At 61.6% G+C, this 26,543-nt stretch carries 25 protein-coding genes and 2 pseudogenes; 14 read left to right on the top strand and 13 right to left on the bottom strand.

Annotated features, from left to right (window positions below):
- Positions 1 to 548: 548 nt before the first annotated feature.
- The 6 genes and pseudogenes from nifA (at position 549) to panD (ending at position 7,045) form a co-directional block, all read left to right on the top strand.
- The gene (gene nifA, locus CK224_RS25360) at positions 549 to 2,363 is read left to right on the top strand and encodes a nif-specific transcriptional activator NifA (RefSeq protein ID WP_245426197.1); all 1,815 of its coding nucleotides are present in this window, start codon (positions 549 to 551) and stop codon (positions 2,361 to 2,363) included.
- A gap of 387 nt (positions 2,364 to 2,750) precedes the next feature.
- Positions 2,751 to 3,707, top strand: coding sequence for a hypothetical protein (locus tag CK224_RS25355; protein ID WP_095783652.1), 957 nt, complete (start codon positions 2,751 to 2,753; stop codon positions 3,705 to 3,707).
- A gap of 63 nt (positions 3,708 to 3,770) precedes the next feature.
- Positions 3,771 to 4,745, top strand: a complete 975-nt coding sequence (gene nadA / locus CK224_RS25350; RefSeq protein WP_095783651.1) for a quinolinate synthase NadA — start codon at positions 3,771 to 3,773, stop codon at positions 4,743 to 4,745.
- Complete coding sequence (locus CK224_RS25345) at positions 4,742 to 6,283, top strand: L-aspartate oxidase (RefSeq protein ID WP_095783650.1); 1,542 nt, start codon at positions 4,742 to 4,744, stop codon at positions 6,281 to 6,283. The genes nadA and CK224_RS25345 overlap by 4 nt, the downstream gene beginning before the upstream one ends.
- 24 nt (positions 6,284 to 6,307) lie before the next feature.
- Positions 6,308 to 6,548, top strand: a pseudogene (locus tag CK224_RS32050) (3-oxoacyl-[acyl-carrier-protein] synthase III C-terminal domain-containing protein); the annotation flags it as partial.
- Positions 6,549 to 6,592: 44 nt separating this feature from the next.
- Positions 6,593 to 7,045, top strand: a complete 453-nt coding sequence (gene panD, locus CK224_RS25335; protein WP_095783649.1) for an aspartate 1-decarboxylase — start codon at positions 6,593 to 6,595, stop codon at positions 7,043 to 7,045.
- Between the two features lie 360 nt (positions 7,046 to 7,405).
- Here the strand turns inward: panD and CK224_RS25330 are convergent, their stop codons facing one another.
- The 13 genes and pseudogenes from CK224_RS25330 to CK224_RS25280 form a co-directional block, all read right to left on the bottom strand.
- Positions 7,406 to 7,996 carry a NodA family N-acyltransferase gene (locus CK224_RS25330; protein ID WP_095783648.1) on the bottom strand — a complete coding sequence of 197 codons (591 nt, stop codon included), beginning with the start codon at positions 7,994 to 7,996 and terminating at the stop codon, positions 7,406 to 7,408.
- Between the two features lie 478 nt (positions 7,997 to 8,474).
- Positions 8,475 to 9,212 (bottom strand): 3-oxoacyl-[acyl-carrier-protein] reductase, encoded by a 738-nt coding sequence (fabG, locus tag CK224_RS25325; protein WP_095783647.1) that lies wholly within the window; start codon positions 9,210 to 9,212, stop codon positions 8,475 to 8,477.
- A 317-nt stretch (positions 9,213 to 9,529) separates the two neighbouring features.
- Positions 9,530 to 10,738, bottom strand: a complete 1,209-nt coding sequence (locus CK224_RS25320; protein ID WP_095783646.1) for a beta-ketoacyl-[acyl-carrier-protein] synthase family protein — start codon at positions 10,736 to 10,738, stop codon at positions 9,530 to 9,532.
- Positions 10,739 to 11,017, bottom strand: coding sequence for an acyl carrier protein (locus tag CK224_RS25315; protein ID WP_095783645.1), 279 nt, complete (start codon positions 11,015 to 11,017; stop codon positions 10,739 to 10,741).
- A 619-nt stretch (positions 11,018 to 11,636) separates the two neighbouring features.
- Entirely contained in the window at positions 11,637 to 11,822 is a 186-nt protein-coding gene (locus CK224_RS30930) for a hypothetical protein (protein WP_141245871.1), read from the bottom strand.
- A 619-nt stretch (positions 11,823 to 12,441) separates the two neighbouring features.
- Positions 12,442 to 13,176: a 7-carboxy-7-deazaguanine synthase QueE gene (gene queE, locus CK224_RS25310; RefSeq protein ID WP_095783644.1), complete on the bottom strand. Its 735-nt coding sequence runs from the start codon at positions 13,174 to 13,176 to the stop codon at positions 12,442 to 12,444.
- Positions 13,173 to 13,529, bottom strand: coding sequence for a 6-carboxytetrahydropterin synthase QueD (queD, locus tag CK224_RS25305; protein WP_095783643.1), 357 nt, complete (start codon positions 13,527 to 13,529; stop codon positions 13,173 to 13,175). Before queD ends, queE begins: the two co-directional genes overlap by 4 nt.
- Complete coding sequence (gene queC, locus CK224_RS25300) at positions 13,529 to 14,227, bottom strand: 7-cyano-7-deazaguanine synthase QueC (RefSeq protein WP_095783642.1); 699 nt, start codon at positions 14,225 to 14,227, stop codon at positions 13,529 to 13,531. Before queC ends, queD begins: the two co-directional genes overlap by 1 nt.
- A gap of 530 nt (positions 14,228 to 14,757) precedes the next feature.
- Positions 14,758 to 15,006 (bottom strand): helix-turn-helix transcriptional regulator, encoded by a 249-nt coding sequence (locus tag CK224_RS25295; RefSeq protein ID WP_095783641.1) that lies wholly within the window; start codon positions 15,004 to 15,006, stop codon positions 14,758 to 14,760.
- A 457-nt stretch (positions 15,007 to 15,463) separates the two neighbouring features.
- Positions 15,464 to 16,093, bottom strand: coding sequence for an acyl-homoserine-lactone synthase (locus CK224_RS25290; protein WP_095783640.1), 630 nt, complete (start codon positions 16,091 to 16,093; stop codon positions 15,464 to 15,466).
- Positions 16,094 to 16,211: 118 nt separating this feature from the next.
- Positions 16,212 to 16,382: a LuxR C-terminal-related transcriptional regulator gene (locus CK224_RS32045; protein WP_245426196.1), complete on the bottom strand. Its 171-nt coding sequence runs from the start codon at positions 16,380 to 16,382 to the stop codon at positions 16,212 to 16,214.
- Positions 16,348 to 16,902: an autoinducer binding domain-containing protein gene (locus tag CK224_RS25285; protein WP_245426195.1), complete on the bottom strand. Its 555-nt coding sequence runs from the start codon at positions 16,900 to 16,902 to the stop codon at positions 16,348 to 16,350. Before CK224_RS25285 ends, CK224_RS32045 begins: the two co-directional genes overlap by 35 nt.
- Before the next feature lie 158 nt (positions 16,903 to 17,060).
- Positions 17,061 to 17,451 (bottom strand): annotated as a pseudogene (locus tag CK224_RS25280) (3-methyl-2-oxobutanoate hydroxymethyltransferase); the annotation flags it as partial.
- A 179-nt stretch (positions 17,452 to 17,630) separates the two neighbouring features.
- Between CK224_RS25280 and CK224_RS25275 the strand changes: the two are divergent.
- The 8 genes from CK224_RS25275 to CK224_RS25235 all read left to right on the top strand — a co-directional run bounded on the left by CK224_RS25275 (position 17,631) and on the right by CK224_RS25235 (position 26,388).
- Complete coding sequence (locus CK224_RS25275; RefSeq protein ID WP_095783639.1) at positions 17,631 to 18,599, top strand: hypothetical protein; 969 nt, start codon at positions 17,631 to 17,633, stop codon at positions 18,597 to 18,599.
- Between the two features lie 168 nt (positions 18,600 to 18,767).
- Positions 18,768 to 20,309, top strand: a complete 1,542-nt coding sequence (locus CK224_RS25265; RefSeq protein WP_095783638.1) for an L-aspartate oxidase — start codon at positions 18,768 to 18,770, stop codon at positions 20,307 to 20,309.
- Between the two features lies 1 nt (position 20,310).
- On the top strand, positions 20,311 to 21,189 hold the full coding sequence (gene nadC / locus CK224_RS25260; RefSeq protein WP_095783637.1) for a carboxylating nicotinate-nucleotide diphosphorylase: 879 nt from the start codon (positions 20,311 to 20,313) through the stop codon (positions 21,187 to 21,189).
- A gap of 205 nt (positions 21,190 to 21,394) precedes the next feature.
- A complete protein-coding gene (gene bioB / locus CK224_RS25255; RefSeq protein WP_095783636.1) occupies positions 21,395 to 22,375 on the top strand; it encodes a biotin synthase BioB in 981 nt (326 codons plus the stop codon).
- Positions 22,372 to 23,511 carry an 8-amino-7-oxononanoate synthase gene (locus CK224_RS25250; protein ID WP_095783635.1) on the top strand — a complete coding sequence of 380 codons (1,140 nt, stop codon included), beginning with the start codon at positions 22,372 to 22,374 and terminating at the stop codon, positions 23,509 to 23,511. Before bioB ends, CK224_RS25250 begins: the two co-directional genes overlap by 4 nt.
- Positions 23,508 to 24,143: a dethiobiotin synthase gene (gene bioD / locus CK224_RS25245; protein WP_095783634.1), complete on the top strand. Its 636-nt coding sequence runs from the start codon at positions 23,508 to 23,510 to the stop codon at positions 24,141 to 24,143. Before CK224_RS25250 ends, bioD begins: the two co-directional genes overlap by 4 nt.
- The gene (locus tag CK224_RS25240; protein WP_095783633.1) at positions 24,143 to 25,408 is read left to right on the top strand and encodes an adenosylmethionine--8-amino-7-oxononanoate transaminase; all 1,266 of its coding nucleotides are present in this window, start codon (positions 24,143 to 24,145) and stop codon (positions 25,406 to 25,408) included. Before bioD ends, CK224_RS25240 begins: the two co-directional genes overlap by 1 nt.
- Positions 25,405 to 26,388 carry a beta-ketoacyl-ACP synthase III gene (locus CK224_RS25235; RefSeq protein WP_095783632.1) on the top strand — a complete coding sequence of 328 codons (984 nt, stop codon included), beginning with the start codon at positions 25,405 to 25,407 and terminating at the stop codon, positions 26,386 to 26,388. The genes CK224_RS25240 and CK224_RS25235 overlap by 4 nt, the downstream gene beginning before the upstream one ends.
- Positions 26,389 to 26,543 lie beyond the last annotated feature (155 nt).

Here is a 26,543-nt window from a genome sequence, read left to right as displayed (position 1 = left end):
AATACTATCATGAGAGCCTGATTTCCTTTCATCGATGAAAGAAAAGCAGCGGGAGTTTGGTTGACTCACCTCCGTCATTCCGGTCTCGTTTAACAACGGATAATTGCTGCGCGGCGGAAGCCAGTCAGCCGAGAACGACGACCCGCACTTCATGGAAGAGAAAGGAAAGCCATGCGTCAAGCATCGCTCCGCTTTGCGATCGACCGCATGACGCCGCCCCAACTTGCCAGGGCCGCACTTGCCCGCGGCCCGGGCCTGACCGGCATCGACATTAACGATCATCTCGGCGGCCATCTAATTGGTCACGAAAAGCCGGCTGCAGACGTCCGTCTCGCTGGCGGATCAATCGGCAAGACTACCTCCGTCAACGCCTTTTCGTGCTTCAATGAATTCCCGCGTGCCAGGCCGAGGCGAGCAAACCCGTCGATTGTGCAGCGGCCTGCAGAGCGAAGACGCCCACGAATGCGATTGGCCAAGGAAATCCGCGCGCCGGACAATAGGCGCACTTGCCTCGAGCGTCGATTTCACGGCGCGAGATGGATGATCACATGCAGCACGATGCTCGCACCTGCGTGCAAAGTGCCAGGCAGATCTGGTCACGCGGCATATCGCTTCCAGAAATGAAAACGCCTAATTCAAAGTCCGAGACGAATCACGTGGTGTCTCTTGTGCCGCTGCACGAGAGGGCGCCAGATATCTTCGAAACATCGAAAGCACTCACCGCCCCCGCTGCGCTCGAAGCCACTTTGGCCAACGTCGTCGATCTCCTGCCATCGTTGGTGCAGGTGCGGCACGGTATCATCTCGCTCTTCAACGGTGCCGGCACACCGGACATGATCGTCGGCGCCGGCTCGAGCGAAGGCAGCGATGAGCACCACCGGAAGCATCTGCCCCGGACGGCGATCGACCAGATCATAACGACGGGCATGGCGCTCGTCGCCGAGAACATAGCGGTGGATCCGGCCTTCAACGCCGCCGACAAGGACGTGCTCGGGGCGTCCGACAACATGAAAGTGTCGTTCATCGGCGTACCCATTCGCGTCGATGCGATCGTCGTGGGCACGCTGACCATCGACCGCATCCTGGACAACAAATCAGCCTCCCTCCTCGATTACGACCTCCGCCTCCTCACCACGATCGCCAATCTGGTTGGGCAGACAGTGAAGCTGCATCGCCTGTTCGCGTCCGACCGCGAGCGACTGATGGCCGAGAAAATCCGGATGCAAAAGCAATTCGGCGAGCTCAAGCAGCCTCGGCATGAGGGCAAAAGGGCTCATGTCAAGGGGATCATTGGCGACAGCCCGGCGCTGCGCGGGCTGCTTGAGAAGGTCGCGTTAGTAGCCAAGTCCAACAGTACCGTTTTGCTGCGCGGGGAATCCGGGACCGGCAAGGAGCTGGTCGCCAAGGCCGTTCACGAGCTGTCGGGGCGCGCCAAGCGGCCGTTCATCAAGCTCAATTGCGCAGCGCTCCCTGAGACAGTCCTGGAATCCGAACTGTTCGGTCACGAAAAGGGTGCCTTTACCAGTGCATTCAACTCGCGCAAGGGGCGCTTTGAGCTCGCCGACAAGGGAACGTTGTTTCTGGACGAGATCGGCGAGATTTCGGCCTCGTTCCAGGCAAAGCTGCTGCGCGTGCTGCAGGAGCAGGAGTTCGAACGGGTCGGCAGCAACCAGACGATTAAGGTCGACGTTCGCGTGATTGCTGCCACGAACAGGAACCTGGAACACGCTGTTGCAAGGAACGAGTTTCGCGCCGACCTTTATTATCGCATCAGCGTTGTTCCCTTGCTGGTGCCGCCATTGCGCGAACGACGCAGCGATATTCCGCTCCTTGCCGCTGAGTTTCTCAAGAATTTCAACAGCGAGAACGGCCGTACCCTGGTCTTCGATGCGAGTGCGACTGAAGTGCTGATGAACTGTGCTTTTCCCGGAAATGTCCGCGAGCTTGAAAATTGCGTGCAGCGGACAGCGACCCTGTCAGCGGGAGCGTCAATCGTCAGAAGCGACTTTGATTGCTGCCACGGCCGATGCCTTTCCGCGATGCTTTGGAAGCACGCATCGACGGAGGCTGCGCCGCAATCGGAGCCGATCGCACCGTCGCCACTGAACCCGGCCATGCAATCGTCTGGTGCTGTTGCTTCGGCCGCCTTTGGGGCCCCGCCTGTTTACAGCGATCAGGCACTGCCAGCGCCTGTTCGGGTGGCCCTCGTAAGCGACGCGAAGATGACCGATCGCGAGCGTCTCATCGCGGCCATGGAAAGATCCGGCTGGGTACAGGCAAAGGCAGCGCGCCTGCTTGGACTGACGCCGCGCCAGATTGGTTACGCGCTGAGGAAATACGGTATCGAGATCAAGTGTCTCTGAAGCGGCTGTCGGACTTCCGACATGTCGGGGCCGCGACATACCGAGCGAGGCGAATAGCTGAGACAAATCAAGCGTTGGTTGGTTCAGCTCGGACTCGGTGAGGCGGTGCAGCCTTCCTGTCGGCGCCGGCTGCTATCAAGAACGGCCCGCTTCCGGCGAGCTTTGGCGCCGCCACGCGCTGCCCGGCCGACAGCCTGAGATCGCTCAATCCACGTCTCTCCTCACCCGGCGTCACCCACGGCGAGTGTCGCGTTTGGCATATTTTTGTCCAGGTGCGAAGAGGTAAAAGCTCCAGAGCGCGTGGTGTTGGCGCGACGAGTGGTATGATAAAAGAACAGAGCTAAATCGGTTTAGACAGGCGGAGCTCTGCCAAGTAGGCCAGGAACCATGGATCAGGCAAAGGGACCGAGGGAAGGCAGAGCTATAGGCAAGACCAACGACGTCAACGCGGACCTGATCGCAGTCGTCGTCGCCGTGAACGACGCTGGACCATGTGTTCTGACCATTGAACAGGGGGCCGCACTTCCCTCGGGCCCGTTTGAGCTCGCTCATCGTTCGCTCCAGTCGAGCCTCAGGGCATGGGTGGAACTGCAGACCGGCCAGCCTCTCGGTTACATCGAGCAGCTCTACACCTTCGCCGATCGCGATCGGACCGGCGGCAATGAGCGCGTGATCTCGATCAGCTATCTCGCACTCACCCGCGAAGAAGATGCGGGCGCCTCGGGCAGGCGCAGCTGGGCGAGCTGGTACGACTATTTCCCTTGGGAGGATCATCGCTCCGGCAGGCCCCCGATGCTGGAAGAATTGTGGCCGCGCCTTATCGAATGGGCGCAAGGCGCGGACGACGGCGCGACGCGCTTCGATCGCCGGCGGCGAGCGGCGGTCGCCTTTGCCATGGACGACCGGGCATGGAACGAAGAGCTCGCGCTGCAGCGCTACGAGCTGCTCTACGAAGCCGCCCTGGTGGAGGAAGCAAAGCGCGGCGGAGATTCTGCCATCCTCGCTCCGGTGCCGGGCAGATCGATGAGCGCCGATCATCGCCGCATTCTGGCAACGGCTATTGCGCGTCTGCGCTCCAAGATCAAATACCGGCCGGTTGTGTTCGAACTGATGCCGCCGCTCTTCACGCTTTTACAGCTCCAGCGAACCGTGGAGGCGCTCTCCGGCAGGCTCATCAACAAGCCGAACTTTCGCCGGCTCATAGGGCAGCAGGAGCTGGTTGAGAAGACCGGAGCGACGACCGCCGAGACCGGCGGCCGGCCGGCGCAGCTCTACCGCTTCCACCATGCCATTCTAGACGAGAGGCCTGTGGCCGGCACAAAATTGCCGCTCGCACGGGCTTGACACCACTTATAGTCACAACGATTATAGGCCCTTATAATCGCATTGACTATAACTGGAGGCTCGATGAGCGCCGTCCTGCCTTCGAGCGCCTCCCTATACGACCGCGTTCGGCGCGTTATCCCACCGATCGAGTGGCCGGTCTTCGTCGACGACATCGACGCGATCCTGAAACTGAAGCGACAGCGCAACGCGGTTATCCTGGCGCATAACTACCAGACGCCGGAGATTTTTCACTGCGTGGCTGACATCGTCGGCGACAGCCTGGCGCTGGCCCGCAAGGCGATGACAGTCGACGCCGATGTGATCGTACTAGCCGGCGTGCATTTCATGGCTGAAACAGCCAAGCTCCTCAATCCGGACAAGACCGTGCTCATCCCGGATCTCGCCGCCGGCTGCTCGCTGGCCGACTCGATCACGGCCGAAGACGTGCGCCTGATGCGGCAGCGTTATCCCGGTGTTCCGGTCATCACCTACGTCAACACCTCCGCCGCGGTGAAAGCTGAGTCAGACATCTGCTGCACCTCAGGCAACGCGCTCGCAGTGGTGAAGTCGCTCCGGGTGCCGCGCGTGATCATGCTGCCCGACGAATATCTGGCGAAGAACATCGCGGCACAGACGAAGGTTGAGATCATCGTCTGGAAGGGGCATTGCGAGGTGCATGAACGCTTTGAAGCGGCCGACATCCGCGAGCTGCGTGAGGCCCATCCCGGCATCAGCGTACTTGCCCATCCCGAATGTCCGCCCGCGGTCGTGGCCGAAGCCGACTTCGCCGGCTCGACGGCGGCGATGTCCGAGTATGTCGCGCGGCATAGGCCGGCGCGTGTGGTGCTGATGACGGAATGTTCGATGAGCGACAATGTCGCGGTCGAGCATCCGGACGTGGATTTCGTGCGTCCATGCAATCTGTGCCCGCACATGAAACGCATCACGCTCGCCAACATCCGCAGCGCGCTCGAGGAGAACCGTCACGTCGTCACCATCGATCCGCACGTCACTGAACGGGCCCGCTGGGCTGTGGAACGCATGCTCTTTGTATGACGCCCGACATCCATGACATTGGCGGGGCGCCGGTCATCATCGGCGCTGGTCTCGCCGGCCTGCTGACGGCGCTTCATCTGGCGCCACAACCGGTCGTTCTTCTCTCCAGAACCCCGCTCGGGACCGAAGCCTCGAGCACGCTTGCACAGGGCGGGCTCGCAGCCAGCCTCGGCGAAGACGATACCCCGGAACTCCACCTCACCGATACGCTTGCTGCCGGTGACGGCCACTGCGACGAACAGATGGCCAGGCGGGTGATTGAGGCCGCACCTAAAGCCATCGAGAATCTCATCCGTCTCGGCGTTCCCTTCGACCGCTCACTCGACGGGAGGCTGCGGCTCGGGCTGGAAGCGGCGCATTCGCGTCGCCGCATTGTCCACGCCGCCGGCGACGCAACCGGCCGCGAGTTGTTTCGGGCGCTGCTCGGCGTGGCGCGGCGAACCCATTCGATCACGATCATGGAAGGCATGACAGCGCTTCGCTTGGTTGTGTCGGAGGGCAGCATTGTGGGCTTGCTGGCAGTCTTGCACGGCGGCGTGTTCGCATTGCCCACACGCCGCGTGGTGCTGGCGACCGGTGGGATAGGCGGGCTGTTTTGCGACACAACGAACCCGCTCTCCTCATTCGGGCATGGTCTTGCGCTTGCCGCCTGTGCTGGAGCGGAGCTCGCCGATCTCGAATTTGTGCAGTTCCACCCGACCGCGCTCGATGGTCCGCGCCGTCCAATGTCGCTTGTCAGCGAAGCGGTACGAGGCGAAGGCGCGGTGCTGATCGATGAAGACGGCCATCGCTTCCTGGCCGATACACCCGGAGCAGAACTCGCATCGCGCGACGTGGTTGCGAGGGCGATCTCGGATCAGCTCGCTGTCGGGCATCGGGTCTATCTCGACGCCCGACATTGCCTCGGACAGAAATTCGCAAGACGCTTTCCGGCGATCGACGCTATTTGCAAGCAGGCCGGCATCGATCCGGCCGTGGAGCCTATCCCCGTGCGTCCCGCTGCTCACTATCACATGGGCGGAGTGGCCGTTGATGCCGAAGGGCGTAGTTCCGTTAGCGGCCTGTGGGCCTGCGGCGAAGTCGCATGCACGGGACTGCATGGCGCCAACCGGCTTGCCAGCAACTCTCTCGCGGAAGCTGTTGCGACAGCAGTCTGGGTCGCGGCAAGCGTGGCTGGATCTTGCGCGGGTTGGCAGTGGCCTAGGCTTCCCGCAACCGTTCCCTTCCGGCCCGACCCTTCACCCATACGCCCGCTCGTGTCGAAAGCGCTTGGCATTGTTCGGAATGGCAAAGCGCTGCGCGACACGGTCGCGACACTGCTGCCGATCTCTGTCGGCGAGACGGCAACGGCCGATCCGGCCCTGGTGGCACTGTTGATGGCGATCGCAGCCCTTCGACGCGAGGAGAGCCGCGGTTCACATTACCGATCCGATTTCCCCGGGCGCGATGCTGCCGCCCTCCCCTCACGACTGACGCTCTGCACAGCCTTTGAGAATGCCGTCACGATCAGTTGGCAAACATCCGAACGGAGCTGTTGATATGACTTCACCTGCACCGCTTACCTCGATTGGTTCGTGCAGCATTAGGCCAATGGTCGATTTTCGTCGCGGTCGGGAGGAACCTCGGCATAGCCGATCGCGCAATCGTCAAGACGATCGCCCACTATGGCAACTCTTCCGCCGCGACGATCCGATCTCGCTCTCGCTCGCCCATCGGGCGCAGCCATTTTGGCCAGGCGAGAAAATTCTTTTGGAGGCGGCGGGTGCGGGTCTCAGCGGCGGTGCGCTCGCCGTTGTAATTTAGCCGGGCGTTGCCAAGATTCACCTTGTGTGCTGATGAGGACAACAATGCGAAAAATAGTGGCCGGCAAGCTGCACGGCATCCACGTCACCGAAGCGAACCTCAACTACCACGGTTCGATAACGCTCGACCCCGACCACTGCGAGGCAGCCGGGATCCTGCCGATGGAATTCGTGGAGATATGGAATAGGAATTCCGGTGCGCGGATTTCGACCTATGTCATCCTCGGCGAGCGCGGTTCACGCTGTTGCATCCTCAACGGAGCGGCGGCTCGTACCTGTCAGTCCGATGACCCGATTATTGTCTGCAACTCCATCTACCTGGACGAAGCGCATATCACCTCGCTGAAGCCGCGGATCGTCACGTTCGACCAGGATAACTACATACTCGACCGCCTGAGCTACTCCGTCGATCTTGACACAGATGGCCGGTACAGTTTCTCCATTCTTGACGAGGCGAATGAGCCTTTGATCATTCCTGCCCTTGTCTCCGGGGCGTGAGCCGCGCTCCACAGATATGCGAGCCTCTTCGCCCCGTTGCAACCTGCTCGGTGCCGAAGAGCGTCTAAGACTCGACGAAGTTGCTGACGCTCAGCTTCGAAAGGCCGACCCCCAGGGCTTTCGGCACGGCGGGCCTTCGTGGGATGGGGCAATGTCGCATCTGGTGGCGGCCATTCAGGTCCGGAACGTCTGTGCGCGCGGAACCCGCGCCCGGATCGATTTGATGCGCAGATCTTGCAAGTTAATTCAGCCTTGATTACCCACAGCTAACGTGAATGGGAACGCGTATTCAGCCGAGCAGCTCTGGAAAAACCCGCCGCTGCGGTGCCTTAGCGCGATCACCCGGCACTTCAAGATGTTTCAAAGCTCCGGACCGTTCCGAACGATCAGGGTGCCGGATGGCCACTCGCTCATCGAGCGTCCAATCGGCACAACCACGACGAGCACGTCCTCGACGCGCGTGGGCGGCAGGTCCAGATACACATGTGGGAGAGTGGACCGCACACGAACGCCCGACACAATCGCCGCCAGGCCGTCTCTGCAGAACCTCTCCATATGGTTCCGCATCGCGCGCCGAACGGTGCCGAAAGCGAATGGAACCCCAAGCTGCCGCAATACCGGATATAGAACGCGCATCGAATGACCGATCCCTTGTCCCTCAAGATCCGGACGCACCCCGTACAACCCCAGGTCGGCCACCAGGACCTCGACCTCGTCAACCTTGATGAAGCGGCGGAGTATGCCGATATGAGCCGCTACGCCGTGCGCATCGTAGCTAATGGCGCGGAGCTCCGGCCTCGCACCGGCCCAGCTACGGCCGCCTTCGAATGGCTTTGAGTTGAAGGCGCCAGTCGGTCCGTAGGTCTTTTGGAAGAACTCGGAGAGTTCGACATGGTCGGTATGTTGCAAGTCACTTTCCCAGCACAACCTCCACCGCACGTCAGAGCACATGGAAAAAACCTCGTCTTTGTTGCTGTTTTGTTGGGAAGCGCCTAGCAGGGGTCTTGTCGCATCAAGCCGGCTCGATGTAGCTTGCGCAGGTCACCAAAGAAACTAGCCGCAATGACAATGCGACTCCGTTGTGTTGCGAGCACACCGGAAGGCGTACCCCGGAAAAATACTGCTCGGAGCCAGTACAAAAATGAATACTTGCCCTTTGGCTTGCATCTTTGAAATCTTGCTATGCGACGTTCTGCAGAATTGGCAAATCGTTTGTTTCGAATGAATGCATCCACGCTATGGATAGGATAGCATGCGCTTCAAAGAGCTTGATCTAAGCCTCCGCCCAAGGAGGCCTTGATCACGAGGCTCGACCTCGCCAGTTGCCGACCAAACCGGCTCGTCAGTTGCCAGACCAACCGACTGCTATCTGGGTGGGAACCTTCCTCCACTGTTGATACGCGTCATCGGGGCGCACTGAACTTTTAGGCTAAATCATTGCTATGCCGCCGTTGACATGAATGGTTTGGCCGGTGATGTAGGCGGCCTCCTTCGAGGCTAGGTAGACCACAGCCGAGGCGACTTCCAAGCCGGTGCCCATGCGCTTGGCCGGAATGGCGGCCATAATCGCTTCTTTCTGCCTGTCGTTCAGCTTGTCGGTCATGGCCGATTCGATGAAGCCCGGCGCCACGCAGTTCACCGTCACGCCGCGTGTCGCAATCTCCTGCGCCAGCGATTTCGACATGCCGATCATGCCGGCCTTTGAGGCGCAATAGTTCGCCTGGCCGGGATTGCCGGTTACGCCGGACACGGAGGTGATGTTGATGATGCGGCCGTTGCGGCGGCGCATCATCGGATGGGTCAGTTCGCGTGTGAGCCGGAACACGGCGGTCAGGTTGACCTCGAGCACCGCGTCCCAGTCCGCGTCCGACATGCGGACAAAGAGCCCGTCCTTGGTGATGCCGGCATTGTTGACCAGTATGTCGACGCCTTCGAGTTCGGCTTCCGCGTTTGCGCCCAGGGCCTTGACCTCGTCGCGGTTTGAGAGGTTTGCCGGAAACAGTTTTGTCCGCCCGCCAAGTTCGGCAGCCAACCCCTCGAGCTTTTCGACACGCGTGCCGTGCAGGCCGACGGTTGCGCCCTGCGCGTGCAGCGCCCGCGCCACTGCCTCGCCGATTCCACCGCTTGCTCCGGTGACGAGCGCCTTGCGGCCGGTCAGATCGAACATTTATCGATTCCCTTTCTAAGGACCGGCTTCGCACGGAAGCGGTCACTGGCGGCCCTGCGCCCTCCAGACTTTATCGGGTACAGCTTTGGACAGGCCCTCGAGGCGAACTCGGCGGGCCCCGCTTAACCGTCCGATAGCGGTACGACCAAATCGCTTCAACAGTTGAGAATTTTGCAAAAACGGGCCGCGGTTCGTCGAGGTTGCGCCGCCACTTGGCGCATTCACCAAGGCGGTCCAAGGCGATGTCCTTTACGATCGTGATCTGGCAAGCAGTTGAATACCAGAGAAAGAGTTACTGGAGGCATTTCGCATGGGTTCTACACCTGCTTGAACGCCAGAACTGCGTTCATGCCGCCCATGGCGAAGGCGTTGCTCAGTGCCACGCGTACTTTGCGCTCGCGCGCCACATTGGGCGTGACGTCGAGATCGCAATCGGGGTCTGGCTCGCGATAATTGGCGGTCGGCGGCACGACGCCCTCCTGGATCGCCATCACGCAGGCGATCATTTCAAGTGCGCTCGCCGCGCCGAGGCAATGCGCGTGCACGGATTTGGTAGACGAGACAGACATCGAATAGGCATAGTCTCCGAAGACGCGCTTGATCGCCGCCGTCTCTGTCTGATCGTTGGCCTTGGTGCCGGTGCCGTGGGCGTTGAGGTAGTCCACGTCCTCGGCATTCAGCCCGGAGTCGGCAAGGCAAGCGCGCATCGCGGCCTCCGGCCCTTCGATGGACGGCGCGACGACGTGGAAGGCATCGCCGGACAGACCGATGCCTGCGATCTCGGCAAGCATTGTGGCACCGCGCGCCGCGGCATGCTCATAGCTTTCCAGCACGGCCATGCCCGCACCCTCGCCGATCACCACTCCCTTCCTGTCGGCGGAGAAGGGCCGGCAAGTATCCGGAGCGAGGGCGCGCATTGCTTCCCATGCCTTCAGCTGAACGCATACGAGTGGCGCTTCTGCGCCTCCGGCAAGCATCACGTCGGCCCGGCCGAGCCTGATCTGATCCGCTGCCGAAGCAATCGCATGATTGGCTGATGCGCATGCAGACGCGATGGCAAAGACCGGGCCGCGCAGGCCGAGGCTCATGCTGACCTGGCTGGCAGCGGCGCTCGGCAATCCCTTTGGTGCAGTATAGAGGCCAATACGCTTCGCGCCGTCCAAAAACAGAGCGCGGTAGGCTTCTTCGACCGTTCCCCAGCCCCAGCCGCAGACGCCCACTGTCGCGCCGAAGCGATACGGATTTCCCTCGTCGCAGGAAAGCCCGGCGTTTTGCACGGCTTCGCGTGCTGCAAGCACTGCGAGCAAGCTGAGGCGGTCCATGGAGACGAGCCGGTTGCGGCCGATGTCGTGCTTGGGCAGCTCCTTGATCTCGGTACCGACAGTGCCCTTCATCTCATGAAGCTCGGAAGTGACCATCGGGCGGATGGCCGAGCGGCCTTCGCGCATCTCTTTCCAGATAGAAGCGGCGCTGTTGCCTAGGCCGCAAAGCCCGCCCATCCCAGTAATGACGACTCGCCTGTCCAATCAGACCTCCTTCGCGAGCAAACCGCGGACGACTTCCACCATGTCGCCGACATTCTTGAGATTCGACCAGGCGTCGGCCGAGTTCATATCGATCTTGATGCCGTGGGCCTGCTCCACATCCCACAGGAGATCCGCCAAACCCAGGGAATCGACTCCGAGCGAGGTCAGTTCCGTGGCAGTCGTTATTTCGCCGATGTCGGACCCACTTCCCTCGCCGTTTTCCAATTCGATGCGCTTCTTGATCGTGGCAATGATTTCCGTTGCGAGTTGATCGGCCATTCTGTTCCTTTCCGTAGTAATGCCTTTTGACGTGGGCGCGGCGCCATGCCTCTGCCAGCCATGTCGCGACCATCGTCCCTGACTAGGCTCGTGCCACTCACGAGTACCAATTGATGATAGAGATGGTCTGCGGCGTGGGGGTCGATGACGAAGAGCGTTGCCGCTACCCCATTAGCAGCGGCACACCGAGCATCTCGGATGTGCAAGTGGACCGTCGCCAAGCGGCTCGGCCGCCTTCGAATGGGTTTGCGTGAAGACCCCAGTCAGTCCATAGGTCCTCCGCAAGAAGTCGGAGTTCGAAAGGGTCGGGGAGCTACAACTCATTTTCCCAGCACAACTTCCGTCGCACGTCTGAGCTCATGATTGATTTTCCTTTCCGGCTCCTTTTCGCAGTCGTCACACGATAGTTGGTAGCGGGTGGTCAGTGTGTGTGAGGTTGCTGTCGTAAAATGGGAGATTCCGGAGGATTTATAAAATCGTTTGTTTCGATGAGGCTCATCTGCGCCGTGGATACATTTCCATCCGGCAAGCCCTCTGGTGGCGGGAGATAATGCTACAGATGCATCCCGCATGGGCACTCCACGCAAAAGCTCGGCACGTCTCGGGCGCTGCTACATGCTCAGCGCTCCCACTCGCTCTCCGGTTTCGACGAAGCGGGGCGGATAGCACAAGGCACAAAGGTCACCGATCCGCAGGGCGGTTCATCCTGTGGGTCGGGCTTGCGAACACCATCGATCCGCTCGAACTTGTTCAGGCCTGCATCGCCAGGACATCGTGATCGCCCAAGGAAGATGTTCAGCGCCATGAACTACTTTCGCCACTCATCCGTCTTGGCCGGGGGGCGAATTGGGCAAAGCTACGTGGACGCGTCCGCGATCCCGTATCGGCGCAAGGCGGACGCGCTGGAGAGAGGTGGCCGACAGCAGCACAGCCAACCAGATATGGATCGGTGGAGCGGTCGAGACGGTCGAAAACCATAGCGTCGGAAGCATCAGGCTCGCGCGCATCGCGGATCGTTCGGCTCAAAGCATTGTTCCGTTCATGGTAGCGAACACCCTTCCCGGAGCGGCGTTGAGTCTGACATTCTGGGCCTGCTGCGACTCATCCGTAGGACAGTTTCCAGCCACGTCTGAGCTCATGCGGAAGATTATCCCCTTCCGGGTCCCTTTTTCACGCGACAGAGGCAGCGGATGGTCAATGCGGTCCGGTGCAGGATCAATGCGAGATACCGGGCAGTTAATAAAATCGTTTGTTTCGATGAAGCGCAGCGGCCACCATACACCGGAGCGGCAGCCGGCCGCTACGGTGTGCGCTCACTTTCGAAGCGTCCAACACCGTCTCGGCCTCAAGTTCCCGGCAGCGCCGCCAGATGGGCCGACCCGTCGAACCGAAGATCCGCAGGCGCATTTCCCGCACAGGCGAGACTAGACGCCTCTCTTGTTTCCCCAGAGCATAACGTGCAGCTGCGGCAACACGCGCGCTTCGAACCACCTGTCGCGTGTCACCTTTTCCACAAGCCACTCCATGCGTTTGATTATTCCGTCCAGGTCCACAGGTGCGTCTTCATTGCCAGGGCGCGGTGGCGTGTGATTGCCGGGTTGCAGATAGACCGGAAGGCGCGGGAATCGCGCGGCGGCGTCTTTGGCGTAGGCGTAGTCATTCTCATCAAAAACAACGAGCTTGAGCACGGTCTGCGGCTTCTCCTGCGCCGCTTGTATGCACGCCTCGAATGCAGCCCAATCCGTCCTCGTCTCGCTTGACGGCGGCTTTGGGCTGAGAACCAGCACGTCAAGATCCGCAAACCAGTCCCTGGCCACCGAACCTTGGGTTTCCAGCGCAAAACGGTAGCCTTCACCATGACCAAGCTTGATCAGCGTACCGAACGGCTGAATCGCCGGATTTCCGCCCGACAGCGACACCATCACTGGCCAGCCACCGGAAAGCCCAACGACGCTTTGCCACACCTTATCGATCGGCATCATCTCCCATTCGCGGCGGAATTGGTTGTCCACTGCATGGAGGCTGTCGCACCAGGAACACCGGTAGTCACACCCGCCGGTTCTGATGAAGACTGTAGGCAAACCAATGAGCACGCCCTCGCCCTGGACCGTGGGCCCAAATATCTCGCTCACACGAATTGCGGGACGCGTGTCCGTCACGGCCGGTATTCTGCCCAGGTTTTCGGGGTTTCGCTCACCCGCACGGCCGCGGTTTCCGGCAGACGTGCCTTGCACCATTCATAGAAATGTCTGGCCAAGTATTCCGCCGTGACTTGCTCATGTCCCAGCACTTCGTTGAGGTGGCGATGGTCGAGGCTGATGTCTATATAGCGTTTGAGCGGCGCCAGATCGTGATAGTCACGCACGAAGCCGTGCGCGTCCAGGTCCTTCGCCGATAGCTCCACTTCGACGATGTAGTTATGCCCGTGCAGGCGCGCACACTGATGATCGGGTGGCAAGGAGGTTAGTTGATGCGAGGCCGAGAAGTGGAATTCCTTGGTGATACGGAACATCAGGCGCTCCTCCTCCGCAGCGCCTCGAGCCAGAAGTCGGCGTCTTCGTAGTCGGTTGGATCAGCGTGCCTCGCCAGATGAAACGCCTCGCGCCGCTCCACGCAGGTCCCGCACCGTCCGCAGTGAAGCTCGCCGCCCTTGTAACACGACCAGGTCTCCGCAAATGGGGTTCCGTGTCTTGCTCCATCCCCGACGATGTCGCCCTTCGTGAGGTTGACGTAGGGGGTATAAAGGCGAATCTCCGCGTAGCCGTCGAGCGCGCGGTCTTGCATCACCTGGAAAGCTTCGATGAAGGCCGGACGGCAATCTGGATAGATGAAATGGTCCCCACCATGTACGGCCATCGCCACCGCTTCGGCCTTGTGCGCGGCGGCCAGACCGAAGGCGATCGCCAACATGATGGCGTTCCGGTTCGGCACCACCGTGATCTTCATCGTGTCTTCGGCATAGTGTCCGTCCGGCACGTCGACATCATCGGTCAGCGCTGAACCGGAAAGGCCGCGGCCAATTTCGGGGATGTTGATGATCTGGTGCAAAGTGTTCAGTCGCTCCGCGCAGAGAGCGGCAAAGCCCAATTCTTTCCTGTGCCGTTGGCCGTAATCGAAAGACAGGAGGCCGGCGAGTTCGTGCTCCGCTGCCACGCTGTAAGCAAGGGCAACGGAGTCCAATCCGCCGGAGCAGATAACGAGAGTCTTCATTGTGGGATCCTTGTTTTGACCGGGTAAGGCTGCGACCGGAGACTTCTCTGCGCTCCTCCTACCTCAGCGAGTCAATGTTGTGAACCCGGTGTGAGTCTGATGCGCGATGCGCTGACGTGCCGTGGTGCAGAAGGTGGTGCAGCAGGGTTCCGACAGCGGGGCTGAGCCTCGTTCCTGGATTTCCAAGCCCAAGCGTATGCTCAGTCGGAAAAGCGCAATCGGCGCGCGCCCGAACTCTGCGCAAATGACACACCCCAATCCGCGTGCCGCCGCTTTAGAGCGGCGCGTCGCAAGCCTGGAGGTTGAGCGCTCGCGCAACTCCTCGGGGCAAGGCCGGCGCTTCGGCGAAAGCGCCATTACCGTGGCTGCCCCGTCGTCTAAAATTGACAGATCAGCAGTGATAGCTTGGGAGGGAAAGATGCATCGGTGGTTCCGTTCCGTTATTATCCTGCCGCCCCCGGAACACCAATTCAGTTGGTTCGTACGCGACCTGCTCCCACAGACCTAACGGGCAACATGTCTTCCAATGATTAGGCCGCGTCCAGTATGTCCGCCTCAAGAATTCCCACGGGTAGGGACAGCGATTTCGCGATCCGATCTCGATAACCCTTGTTGTATCTCAGACCGGACTCAATGTTCACGATTTCCTCAGCGGCCAGGCCGCACGCCACCGCCAGGTCGTCGACGGAATATCCAAGGTGCTCACGATAAGCACGGATGATGTGGGTTCCCCCCAACATAGCCTTCAAGACTGGCTCGGGAATGCGCGGATCTTTCATATATCACCTCGAAGGAGAGCAGAGGCGCCTGACAGCTCGGGAGAGTTCCACCCGAGTTGGCGCTCGTAGCAAGTCGAATAAATGGACATCAATTCGACCGGTTCGGTCTCGTCCACGGGCCACCTGACTGGCGGCCGGACCGGTATATGGCGGTTCAACTGGTTCTGATCAAGTCCGAAGAACCTGCATGCCTAAGATGGCCTGATCGGCTGTACCAGTCGCTGCGCGATACCGGCGGCTGCTCATCTCCGAACCTCTTGAGGAGGAATTCGACGCTTGCTGAGCGCTGAATCCAAGGCCGGCGTGACAGCTCCCTGGCCATGTCGGAGCCACCATTCACCGGTCGATGAATTGACCGGAAGGTCGTAACCTTCGCAACTACGCCAGTCTGGTCAGCATATCGACAGGTCGTAGCGCCCGCGGCCAGGAGCGTTGGTCCGGCTGAGCATCGTTAGGCCTATGCCGACAGGCCGAAAACCGGTTGCCATAACACCGGTCCGTTCAGACGTCCCTTCCAGCGGATGCGCAAGAGGCTAGCGTGGGAAATCTCGAGAAAGCCGGCGACGGCCTCCGTGTTACCGACCGGCTTTGGCTGTCCGATACGCGACAACGGCCACGTTGCAAGACGAAGGATCCGTTCCATGCGTGTATCGGTCACTGTCACAATCCGGGTGAGATTGTTCGCCAAGCCAAATTCGATCATGCCGGCGAAGAGCTCGTAGGTCGCTTGCGCCAGTCCACCAGCCTTAGGCGCCGATGGAGGGAGATCGAGTGCGAAACGACTGCTCTCCCAAATGTCGGCACTCGCGGGCGCGGCACTCTCACCCAGCAGCATCGGAAAGCTGTCGCGCAACATTGTCGGTCCGGTAGTCGGCAGAAGACGGACGCAACCGCAAATTCGCCAGTCGGATCCCTTGAGAAGCAGATAGACGGGGTTCAGGCTGTCAAATGCGTCTGTTTCCATCTCGCTTTCGGTCTCAACTTCCCAATCCAGCCTTTCCTTGAAGACCCGATGCCTCAGCCCATGCATTTCTTTGAGCTCGTTTGGAAACTCGCCGTAGAGTTCAGGTGTTACCAGCTGCATCATTTGTCGCCTCCGCGCAGGATGTGTTCCCGCCATCGAAGAACAAAGCCGACATTGATGCAGCCTGTAGACCTTTACAGCTATCCGACAAAGAGTCAGGGTCTCCACTGACGGGAAGCAGTCAGCCGCGCCACGCCCTGGTTGATGTTTCGCACGCCAAGCTTTGCCTTGGCGTTTTCCAGATGGAACGTCGCGGTGCGTTTAGAGACTGGCTGATATCCCAGGCCGACTTACCGCGCGCCGCCCATTTCAGCGATTCAAACTCCCGCGGCGTCAGCGTTATGCAATCCACCACGCGATCTTCGGCTAGCCTGCGCCGGGCATGTGTATGAAAGCTGATTGCGACAAGTTGCAATGCTTTTTCGTAGCGTGTGAGTGAGCACAAAAGAGGCGGACGGGACTGGTCGGAAGCGAAGGTCAGCGCCGCAAACCGGCCGCGATGGGTCATGCACTGACATGGTCAATCCGCCGCGAATGCCAAAGTGAGCTGCTTTTTCCAGAATTTCTTGCTGCGAGGCCGGCAGACACCGGCGGGGTCGATCCACGCCCCAATCAAAAGTATCCCAGCCTTGCAGCCCGCGAAGGATCACCGGATCGTGGCTGTGGTAGCGCAGTTGGAGATACTGTGATGTCCAGGATGAAGGATAATTTGAAATCAATCGCGGCCTCTGGCCGGAGGCGGACGGGTAACTGAAATAAGCGAAGAGCGGAAAATCGAACCCGGCTGCAGCGGACGCCATTACATCATGGAGATCGACAGTATCGACACTTGCAGAGAGTTGCTTGACGAAGTTTTCAAACACGCGATACATCTGTCCTTTGCGCAACCTCCTCAAATGTTGCGATGACAGGCGGAGACCTGGCTCTAAACGACCACCGCACCGACGCGACGGGGGCGACTTCGCTATCATCGCCGGCATTACTTTGCTGTTTCCGGTTGAAGCGAACACCGCGAACCTGGCTCCTTGCCAGCGGCGAGAAAGCGAATCGTATCGGCCATGGTCTGGCCGCCCTCGAGCTTCACCGCCGCACATCCGGTCTCTGCGATAAGGTGGGCCGCGTTCCGCAAGGCCTGCTGCGGCCCCTCTTCGTAGGAACCAAACGGCAGGTCGACGACCATCAGCGCCTGTTGCAGGCCGCGGCGCACGGCTTGGCCGTGCATGATCATCATCTCGAGGCTGACCCCCAGCGTCGACGACAGCCCGTGCATTATCTGCCGACGCTGTCCCCGACGAGAACAATGTCGCAGTGTCGATCGGCCATCCTGGCGACCGGGGTTGTATAGGTAGTGAGGCAGACGAGTGGCCTTTCCGCGAGCCGATATCCGGTGGCGTAATTGCCTTCGCATTACCTGCGCTCAATCTAAGCCTCCTTCCGTTGCGTCACCACACGCCGGAGTCGCGTTTGGCATACTTTTGTGCAGGTGCGAAGAAATAAAAAAATGCCGTGCAGCTGTGCGGTGTTGACGTGCGGGCAGTCACGCTTAAACTAAATCGATTAGAAGAGCTCGCCGAGCTCGGGGCCCACCACGTTCGCGAATATGGAAGATCAACGAACACGAACCGGGAAAGACAGAGCCGACGATAGGGCCGACGAAGCCAAAGTGGACCTGATCGCGGTGGTCGTCGCCGTAAATCACGGCGAGCCCTGTCTTCTCACAATCGGTCAGGCGGACACCTTGCCCTCCGGACCATTTGCGCTCGAGCACCGATCGCCGCAATCCGGTTTGCGGGGGTGGGTCGAACATCAAACCGGCCATCCTCTTGGGTACATCGAGCAACTCTACACGTTCGCCGATCGGGACCGTGTCGGCCCCGAGCGCCAGCAGCGCGTCATCTCGATCAGCTATCTCGCACTCACCCGGAAGGAACAGGCAACGGCCTCATCCACGTGCGGCTGGCAAAGCTGGTACGAATATTTTCCATGGGAGGACCACCGCTCCGGCACGCCGCCGGTGGGCCTGGATATCCTGCGAGCGCGCTTGATTGAATGGGTACACGGCGCCGGCGATCCTGCCAGGCAGCGCGAACGCCGGCAGAGGGTGGCGATCGCCTTCGGCTTAGACGACCGCCATTGGAACGAGGAGCTCACGCTCCAACGCTATGAGTTGCTCTACGAAGCAGGATTGGTCGAAGAGGCCAGCGGCGGGAAAGCTGCGCCTCCGCCTGCGGCCGTCTCAGGCAAGGCGATGGTTGCTGACCATCGCCGCATCCTGGCGACAGGCGTTACGCGGCTGCGCTCCAAGATCAAATACCGGCCAGTCGTTTTCGAACTCATGAGACCGACTTTCACGCTGCTCCAGCTGCAGCGAACCGTGGAAGCATTGGCTGGCAGACTGATCGACAAGCCGAACTTCCGCAGGCTTGTTGAGCAGCAAGAGCTCGTCGAGGAGACTGGCGACACTTCAGTCGACACGGGGGGGCGGCCTGCAAAGCTCTATCGCTTCCGCCGTGCCGTGCTCGATGAAAGGGCGTTCGCCGGGACAAAATTGCCAATGTCTCGGGCTTGACATACCTTATAGTCAAGGTAGAAATATTCCCTTATTGTCAGATCGAATATAATCGGAGGCGCTGATGACTGGGGCGTTACCTACGGCCGCGTCCCTATATGAGCGCGTCCGGCGGGTGATCCCGCCAGTCGAATGGTCGGCTCTGGCGGTCGAGCGCATGCTTTCGATATGAGCTGCGACATTCACGACATCGGCGGGGCACCGATCATCATAGGCGCTGGCGTGGCAGGCCTGATGACGGCGCTTCACTTGGCGCCGGAGCCGGTCGTGCTTTTGTCCAATGCGCCGCTCGGAACCGGAGCCTGCAGTGCGCTCGCCCAAGGCGGTCTTGCGGCAAGTCTCGGCGGCGAGGACGGCCCTGAATTTCATCTTTGCGACACACTTGGAGCCGGTGATGGGCTCTGCGACGAGGCGACGGTGCGGCGAGTTGTCCGAGCTGCGCCCAAAGCGATCAAGGCCCTCGAAGACTTCGGCCTCGCCTTCGACCGCTACTCTGACGGGCAGTTGCGGCTAGGGCTCGAGGCGGCGCACTCGCATCGGCGGATCGTTCATGCTGACGGCGACGCCACGGGTCGCGAGCTGGTCCGCGCGCTCATCGCCGCGGTGCGGTGCACAGCCTCGATCACCGTCCTGGAAAATATGGAGGCTCGCCGGCTCGTCGTGGAAGACGGGGCAATCATCGCCGTGCTTGCAATTTCGCGCACCGGCACAGTCGTCTTGCCCACACGTCGGGCGGTGCTGGCAACCGGCGGCATCGGCGGCCTGTATTGCGATACCACGAATCCGCCTGGCTCATGCGGGCACGGGCTGGCGCTCGCCGCCTGGGCCGGGGCGGAGTTCGCCGACTTGGAATTCGTGCAGTTCCACCCGACCGCGCTCGAGGGTCCGCGCCGACCGATGCCGCTGGTGAGCGAGGCGGTTCGCGGCGAAGGCGCAGTGCTCATCGACGAAACAGGAGAACGCTTCCTGGCTGAAACGCCGGGGGGCGAGCTTGCACCTCGCGACGTGGTCGCGCGTGCGGTGTGGCAACAGATAACTGGCGGGCACCGCGTGTTCCTGGACGCCCGGCAATGCCTCGGCCCGAGATTTGGCAGTCGCTTTCCGGCCATAGCCCGTTTGTGCCGCGAGGCAGACGTCGATCCCTCCGTCGATCCGATCCCGGTACGCCCGGCAGCCCATTATCACATGGGCGGCGTTGCTGTTGACGCGGCCGGCCGCTGCTCCGTCGAGGGATTGTGGGCATGCGGCGAGGTCGCATGCACCGGCCTGCACGGCGCTAACCGCCTCGCCAGCAATTCGCTCACCGAAGCGGTGGTCACCGCGAGCTGGGTTGCTGAAAGCGTTGCCGGCACATCTCACGCCAAACGGAGGCGCGTATGTTCCACGTTTGTGCCTACGCGGCCAGATCCTTCCTGCATCCGCCCGATCGTCTCCACCGCACTGGGCATCATTCGGGACGGCGACTCGCTGTGCGAGGCGGTAGCGAACTTGCTGCCGATCGCCGCTGGCAACGAGGCCGCATCCGATCCGGCGTTGGTCGCGCTTATGATCGCCATGGCGGCGTTGAGGCGCCAAGAGAGCCGTGGTTCGCACTTCCGCACTGATTTCCCCTGGCGCGATGCAGAGGCGTGCGCCGCCCGACTGACACTGCGCGGCGCAATGCAGGGCGCGCTCGCACTTGGGTGGCAGGCACGGACACGGAGCACCTGACATGAAACCATTCGCACCCCTTCCCTCGGCCGTGATTGAACCGATCGTGCGCGGTGCCCTCCTGGAAGACCTGGGCAGATGCGGCGACCTGACCAGCGATGCGGTGATCCCGCATGATTGCACGGCCACTTTGATGCTCAAGTCGCGTGAGACGGGAATAGTTGCCGGCCTCGATCTGGTTGCGTTCGCCCTGCTGCTCGTCGAGCCTGCGATCCAAATGCAAATCTGGCGCCCGGACGGCAGCGAAGTCGCGGCCGGCGAGATCATCGCCAAGCTGTGCGGACCGGCGCGTGGCCTGCTCACGGCCGAGCGCACGGCGCTTAACTTCCTTTGCCGCCTGAGCGGCATAGCCACCGCGACAGCCGCGATGGTCGAGGCTGTGCGTGGCCATAAGGCAAAGATCGTATGCACAAGAAAAACGACGCCCGGTTTGCGCGCCCTGGAGAAATACGCCGTACGTGTCGGCGGCGGCGCCAATCACCGTTTCGGGCTCGATGACGCCGTGCTGATCAAGGACAACCACATCGCCATCGCCGGCGACATTCGCACGGCAATAGAGCGAGCGCGCGCCGCCGCGGGCCATATGGTGAAGATCGAGGTCGAGGTCGACACGCTGGAGCAGCTCGATATAGCGCTCGCGCTGGGAATCGACGCAGTGCTGCTCGACAATATGTCGGTTGAAGATCTTGCGCGCGCCGTGGCGACGGTCGATGGCCGCGTCATCACCGAGGCTTCCGGTCGGGTGACACCGATCACGGCCCCGGCAATCGCGGCGACCGGAGTAGATCTCATCTCCGTCGGATGGCTGACACACAGCGCGCCGATCCTCGACATCGGCCTGGATATGCCGGCCCACGGGTACGGCTGCAGCCTGAACTGATGGAAACAAAAAAAGGAAGAGCTAGCAGCCTCGGAGCTGAAGGCGCAGACAAGGTGCTGCAGGAGCCTGCACCCCGTTGGGCCCGCGCGCATTGCGCTGATCGATGGCTCATGTGGTAACAGGCTCGCCGGCCGACAGACTGCGGCATGCGTTCGTGGACCAGAAACAAAGAATTTTTGACGATGACGATTGGGAAGAAGTGGGGATGAACAAAGCCCTGGAACCGATGGACGGAGTGCTGGCGCGATGGAACCGCAAAGAGGCCGAGGCTATCTACGGCATGCCGTTCAACGACCTGCTCTTCCTGGCCCAGACCATCCATCGGCAGAACTTCGATCGAAACCGTGTGCAGCTCAGCCGGCTGCTGAGCATCAAGACCGGCGGCTGTCCGGAGGATTGCGGCTATTGCAGCCAGTCTGCGCATCACGGAACTGGCCTGAGAGCGTCGAAGCTGATGGAGGTCGAGCGTGTCATCGCCGAGGCGGCCAAGGCGCGTGAGGCCGGAGCCACGCGCTACTGCATGGGCGCTGCCTGGCGAAACCCCAAGGCGCGCGACATGGATGCGGTCGTGGCGATGGTCGAGGGGGTCAAGGCGCTCGGCATGGAGACCTGCATGACTCTCGGCATGCTCGATCTTGAGCAGGCCGCACGTCTAAAACAGGCAGGCCTCGACTACTACAACCACAACATCGACACCTCCGAGCGCCATTACGGTGGGGTCGTCTCGACCAGGACCTTCGCCGACCGGCTGGAAACGCTTGAGCACGTGCGCGAGGCCGGCATGAAGGTCTGCTGTGGAGGCATTGTCGGGATGGGAGAGGAAAAGGCCGACCGCATCGACATGCTGATCACGCTCGCAAATCTGCCTGAGCCGCCCGAAAGCGTGCCGATCAACATGCTGATCCCGATCGATGGCACGCCGCTCGGCCAGTCCAAACCCATCGATCCGATCGAGTTCGTCCGTACCATTGCGCTCGCCCGCATTTTGATGCCGAAGTCCTATGTAAGGCTCTCCGCCGGTCGCACCGGCATGACCGACGAGACGCAGGCGCTGTGCTTTTTTGCCGGCGCCAACTCGATCTTCGTCGGGGACACGCTGTTGACGGCGGACAATCCCGGCGAGGACAAGGACAGGCTTTTATTTCAGCGTCTCGGCATCGAGCCGATGGAATGTGAGGCCAAATGAACGAGCCGCCGCTTGATCGCTTTGAGGCGACCTTGCAGGGGTTGGCGCGCAAGGATCGGCTGCGGACGCTTTTGCCCCGCACCGGGGTCGATTTCTCCTCGAACGACTATCTCGGACTTGCCGCCTCCAGGAGACTTGGCGATGCTGTCGCGGGGGCGATCGGACGGGGTACTCCGGTCGGCGCTACCGGATCGCGGCTATTGCGCGGCAATGCACCCGAACACGAGGCACTGGAGGCGGACGCGGCGGCATTCTTCGGGACCGAACGCGCGTTGTTCTTCGGCAGTGGCTACATCGCCAACTTTGCACTGCTGAGCACACTGCCGCAGAAGGGCGATCTGTTGATCCTCGACGAGCTCGCCCATGCCAGCATGCATGAGGGCGCGCAGGCCGGACGCGCCGAGGTCAAGCTGGCCGCACACAACGACGTCAACGCCGTCGAGGATGCGATCACCAGTTGGCGCTCCGAAGGCGGCATGGGGCGCGTCTGGATCGCGGTCGAAAGCCTCTACAGCATGGATGGCGACCGTGTGCCGATGGAGAGCCTCGTCGAGCTTGCCGATCGGCACGAGACATTCCTTATTGTCGACGAGGCGCATGCCACCGGCGTCTGGGGGCCAGATGGCCGGGGGCTGGCCGCCGCGTTCGAGGGCCGCGACAACATTGTCGCGCTCCACACATGCGGCAAAGCACTCGGGGCGTACGGCGCGCTCGTCACAGGACCGCGAACGCTGTGCGACTATCTCATCAACCGGTGCCGGCCATTCATCTACGCCACTGCACCGTCGCCCCTGATGGCGGTCGCGGCGCGCGAAGCGCTCGCCATCCTGTCAGACGAGCCCACGCGCCGCGCTCAGTTGCGCGAGCGCATTTCCTTCGCGGGTCGGCAATTGGCCGAGCAGTGCGGCGTGACGCCCAGCGGCTCGCAGATCCAGCCGTTTGTCATCGGCGATGTCAGGTGCACCATGGCGGTGGCGGCGGCACTGCAGGCCCGCGGTTTCGACATACGCGGCATTCGTCCGCCGACCGTGCCCGAGGGTACATCGCGCCTGCGCATTTCGCTGACGCTCAACGTCGGCGAAGCCGACATTTGCGCCATGGTCGAGGCGCTCGTCGAGGTGTTGGCGACGGCATGACCAAGCGCCTCGTCGTCACCGGAACAGGCACCGGAATAGGTAAGACGGTGTTTTCGGCGGGAATCGCCGGCTTGCTTGACGGCTTCTACTGGAAGCCGGTGCAATCGGGCCTCGACGAGGAGACGGACAGCGAGGTCATTGCCCGGCTTTCCGGCTTGCCCGCGGGGCGCGTCCTGCCGGAGGCCTATCGCCTGAAAAGCCCGCTCTCGCCGCATCGCTCGGCCGAGATCGATGGTGTCGCCATCGAAGCGGCGGATCTTGCCTTTCCGGTTTTACCGACACCGCTCGTAATCGAAGGCGCCGGCGGGCTGATGGTGCCGCTCAATCGACAGACAATGTTCATCGATATATTCGCGCAGTGGGGGCTGCCGGTCATACTGTGCGCCGGCACCGCGCTCGGAACGATCAACCACACCTTGCTCTCGATAGAAGCGCTGCGGGCCCGTTCCATCCCGCTCCTCGGTATCGCCTTCATCGGCGAAGAGGTGGCCGATACCCAAAGGACAATCGTGGAGTTCGGCGGCGTGCCGCAGCTCGGCAGGCTGCCACACCTAGATCCGCTGACGGGTGAAACGTTGAGAAATGCAATGATTGCCGGCTTTGACCTTGCCCTGATCGCCGGAGGCCAATGATGCCCCAGTCTCGAGTCTGGCATCCGTTCACCCAGCACGCGCTCGAGCCCGCGATTCCTGAAATCGTGCTGACGGAAGGCGCCTATCTCCACAAGGCCGACGGCGCGCGCATCCTGGACGCCATTTCCTCCTGGTGGGTCGTCACCCATGGCCACCGCCATCCTCGCATCATGAAGGCCATCGAGACGACCGCGGCGAGCCTCGACCAGATCATCTTCGCGGGCTTCACCCACGAGCCGGCCGAACGGCTGGCCGAGGCGCTTGTCGACCTCGCTCCGCTCGGCCTCGACCGGGTGTTCTACTCCGACAGCGGCTCGACCTCCGTCGAAGTCGCGTTGAAGATGGCGCTCGGTTATTTCCGCAACCTCGGCGCGCCGCGCACGCGCATCGTCGTCATGGAGCACAGCTATCATGGCGACACGATAGGCACGATGAGCGTCGGCGCCCGCGGCGTGTTCAACGCCGCCTATGAGCCTTTGCTGTTCGAGGTCGACACCATCCCCTTCCCGGCCGCGGGGCGCGAGCAAGAGACGCTGGATCGGTTCGAAGCAGTCTCGCGCGACCAGCGCGCCGCTGCCCTGATCGTCGAGCCACTCGTGCTTGGCGCTGGCGGCATGCTGATGTACCCGGCCTGGGTTCTGAGCGAATTGAAGAGGATCGCCGAAGCCTCAGGCACACTCTTGATCGCCGACGAGGTGATGACCGGCTGGGGACGCACCGGAACCATGTTTGCCTGCGAGCAGGCGAACATCTCTCCTGATATCCTGTGCACCTCGAAGGGCTTGACCGGCGGCGTGATCCCTTTGGCGGCCACGCTTGCCACCGACGCCATCTTCCAGGCTCACTATTCCGAGGACCGGAGGAAGACCTTCTTTCATTCGAGCTCCTACACCGCCAATCCGATTGCCTGCGCGGCCGCACTCGCCAATGTCGAGATCTGGCGCGACGAGCCGGTGGCCGAGCGCATTGCGACCTTGAGCGCGAGGCAGGCCGCCGGACTTCAACGCTTTCGCCACAATCCCTACTTCACCGACAGCCGGGTGACCGGCACGATCGCGGCCCTCGATCTGCGCACCGGCTCGGCCGGCTATCTGGCCGAGATCGGACCAAAACTGCGTGCATTCTTCCTCGAGCTCGGCCTGCTTGTGCGCCCGCTCGGCAATGTCCTCTACCTTCTGCCGCCCTATTGCGTCACCGGCAAGGAGCTGGACGGGCTCTATGACGCCATCGAGGAGGCCGGCCAACGTTTCGGGGCGAGGTCATGAGCAGATCGTCGTGCATTCTCGGGTTCGGTCACCATGCGCCGGCGCGTAAGGTGGAGAACCCGGAAATCGAAGACCGTCTCGGACTAGAACCCGGCTGGATCGAGCGCCGTACCGGGATACGGTCGCGCTTCTGGGCAGCGGACGAAGACACGCTGTCGGGACTTGCCGCCTCTGCCGGCGACATGGTGCTGGCGAACGCCGGCATCGACCGGAGAGACATCGGCCTGCTGTTGCTCGCCACCTCGACACCCGATCACCTTCTGCCACCAAGCGCGCCGCTGGTCGCACACCGGCTTGAGCTCGGGCGATCCGGCGCGATCGACCTGACCGGCGCCTGCGCCGGCTTCATCTATGCGCTGATGTTTGCCGACGGCTTCACTCGCCTGCACGGCAAAGCGAGCCTTGTCATCGCCGCCAACATCCTCAGTCGCCGCATCAATCCCGCCGAGCGCGCCAGCGCCGTGCTGTTTGCCGATGCCGCCGGCGCCGTGGTGATTGGTCCGTGCGACGACCCCGACCGGGGCATTCTCGGCGCATCGGTGGATTCGGACGGCTCGCGCTACGGGCTGATCCAGATTCCCGCCGGCGGAAGCAACACGCCGTTCCATGGGGACCTCGACTTTGAGCAGACACGGATGACGATCACCGACGGCCGTGAAGTGTTTGCGAAGGCGGTAGAGATGATGACCGCATGCTCGCAGGACGCACTCACTGCTGCCCGAATGCGTCCGCAGGACATCGATCGGTTCGTGCCACATCAGGCCAATACCCGCATTTTCGATGCCGTCGGACGGAACCTCAACATAGCAGGCCACGCAATCGTCAAGACGATCGCCGAATATGGCAACTCTTCCGCCGCGACGATCCCGCTGTCCCTGTCGCTGGCTCATCAAACGGAACCGTTTCGGCAGGGCGAGAAAATGCTTTTGGCGGCAGCGGGTGCCGGCCTCACCGGAGGCGCCCTCATCGTCGGAATTTAGCGGTACGACGGCCATGAACAGGATTGGTCACGAATGACACTAGCAACACGGGCCCAATGCGAAAAATTACCGGCCGGCAAGTTACATGGGCGCTGGCTAGGTGAACAAGAGCGATCACCCTGCAGACGATTCTTGTCGAGCAGCGACGATCGGAG

The sequence above is a fragment of the Mesorhizobium sp. WSM3862 genome, assembly GCF_002294985.1.
Taxonomy (GTDB): domain Bacteria; phylum Pseudomonadota; class Alphaproteobacteria; order Rhizobiales; family Rhizobiaceae; genus Mesorhizobium.
This window is presented reverse-complemented; position numbering and strand designations above follow the sequence as displayed.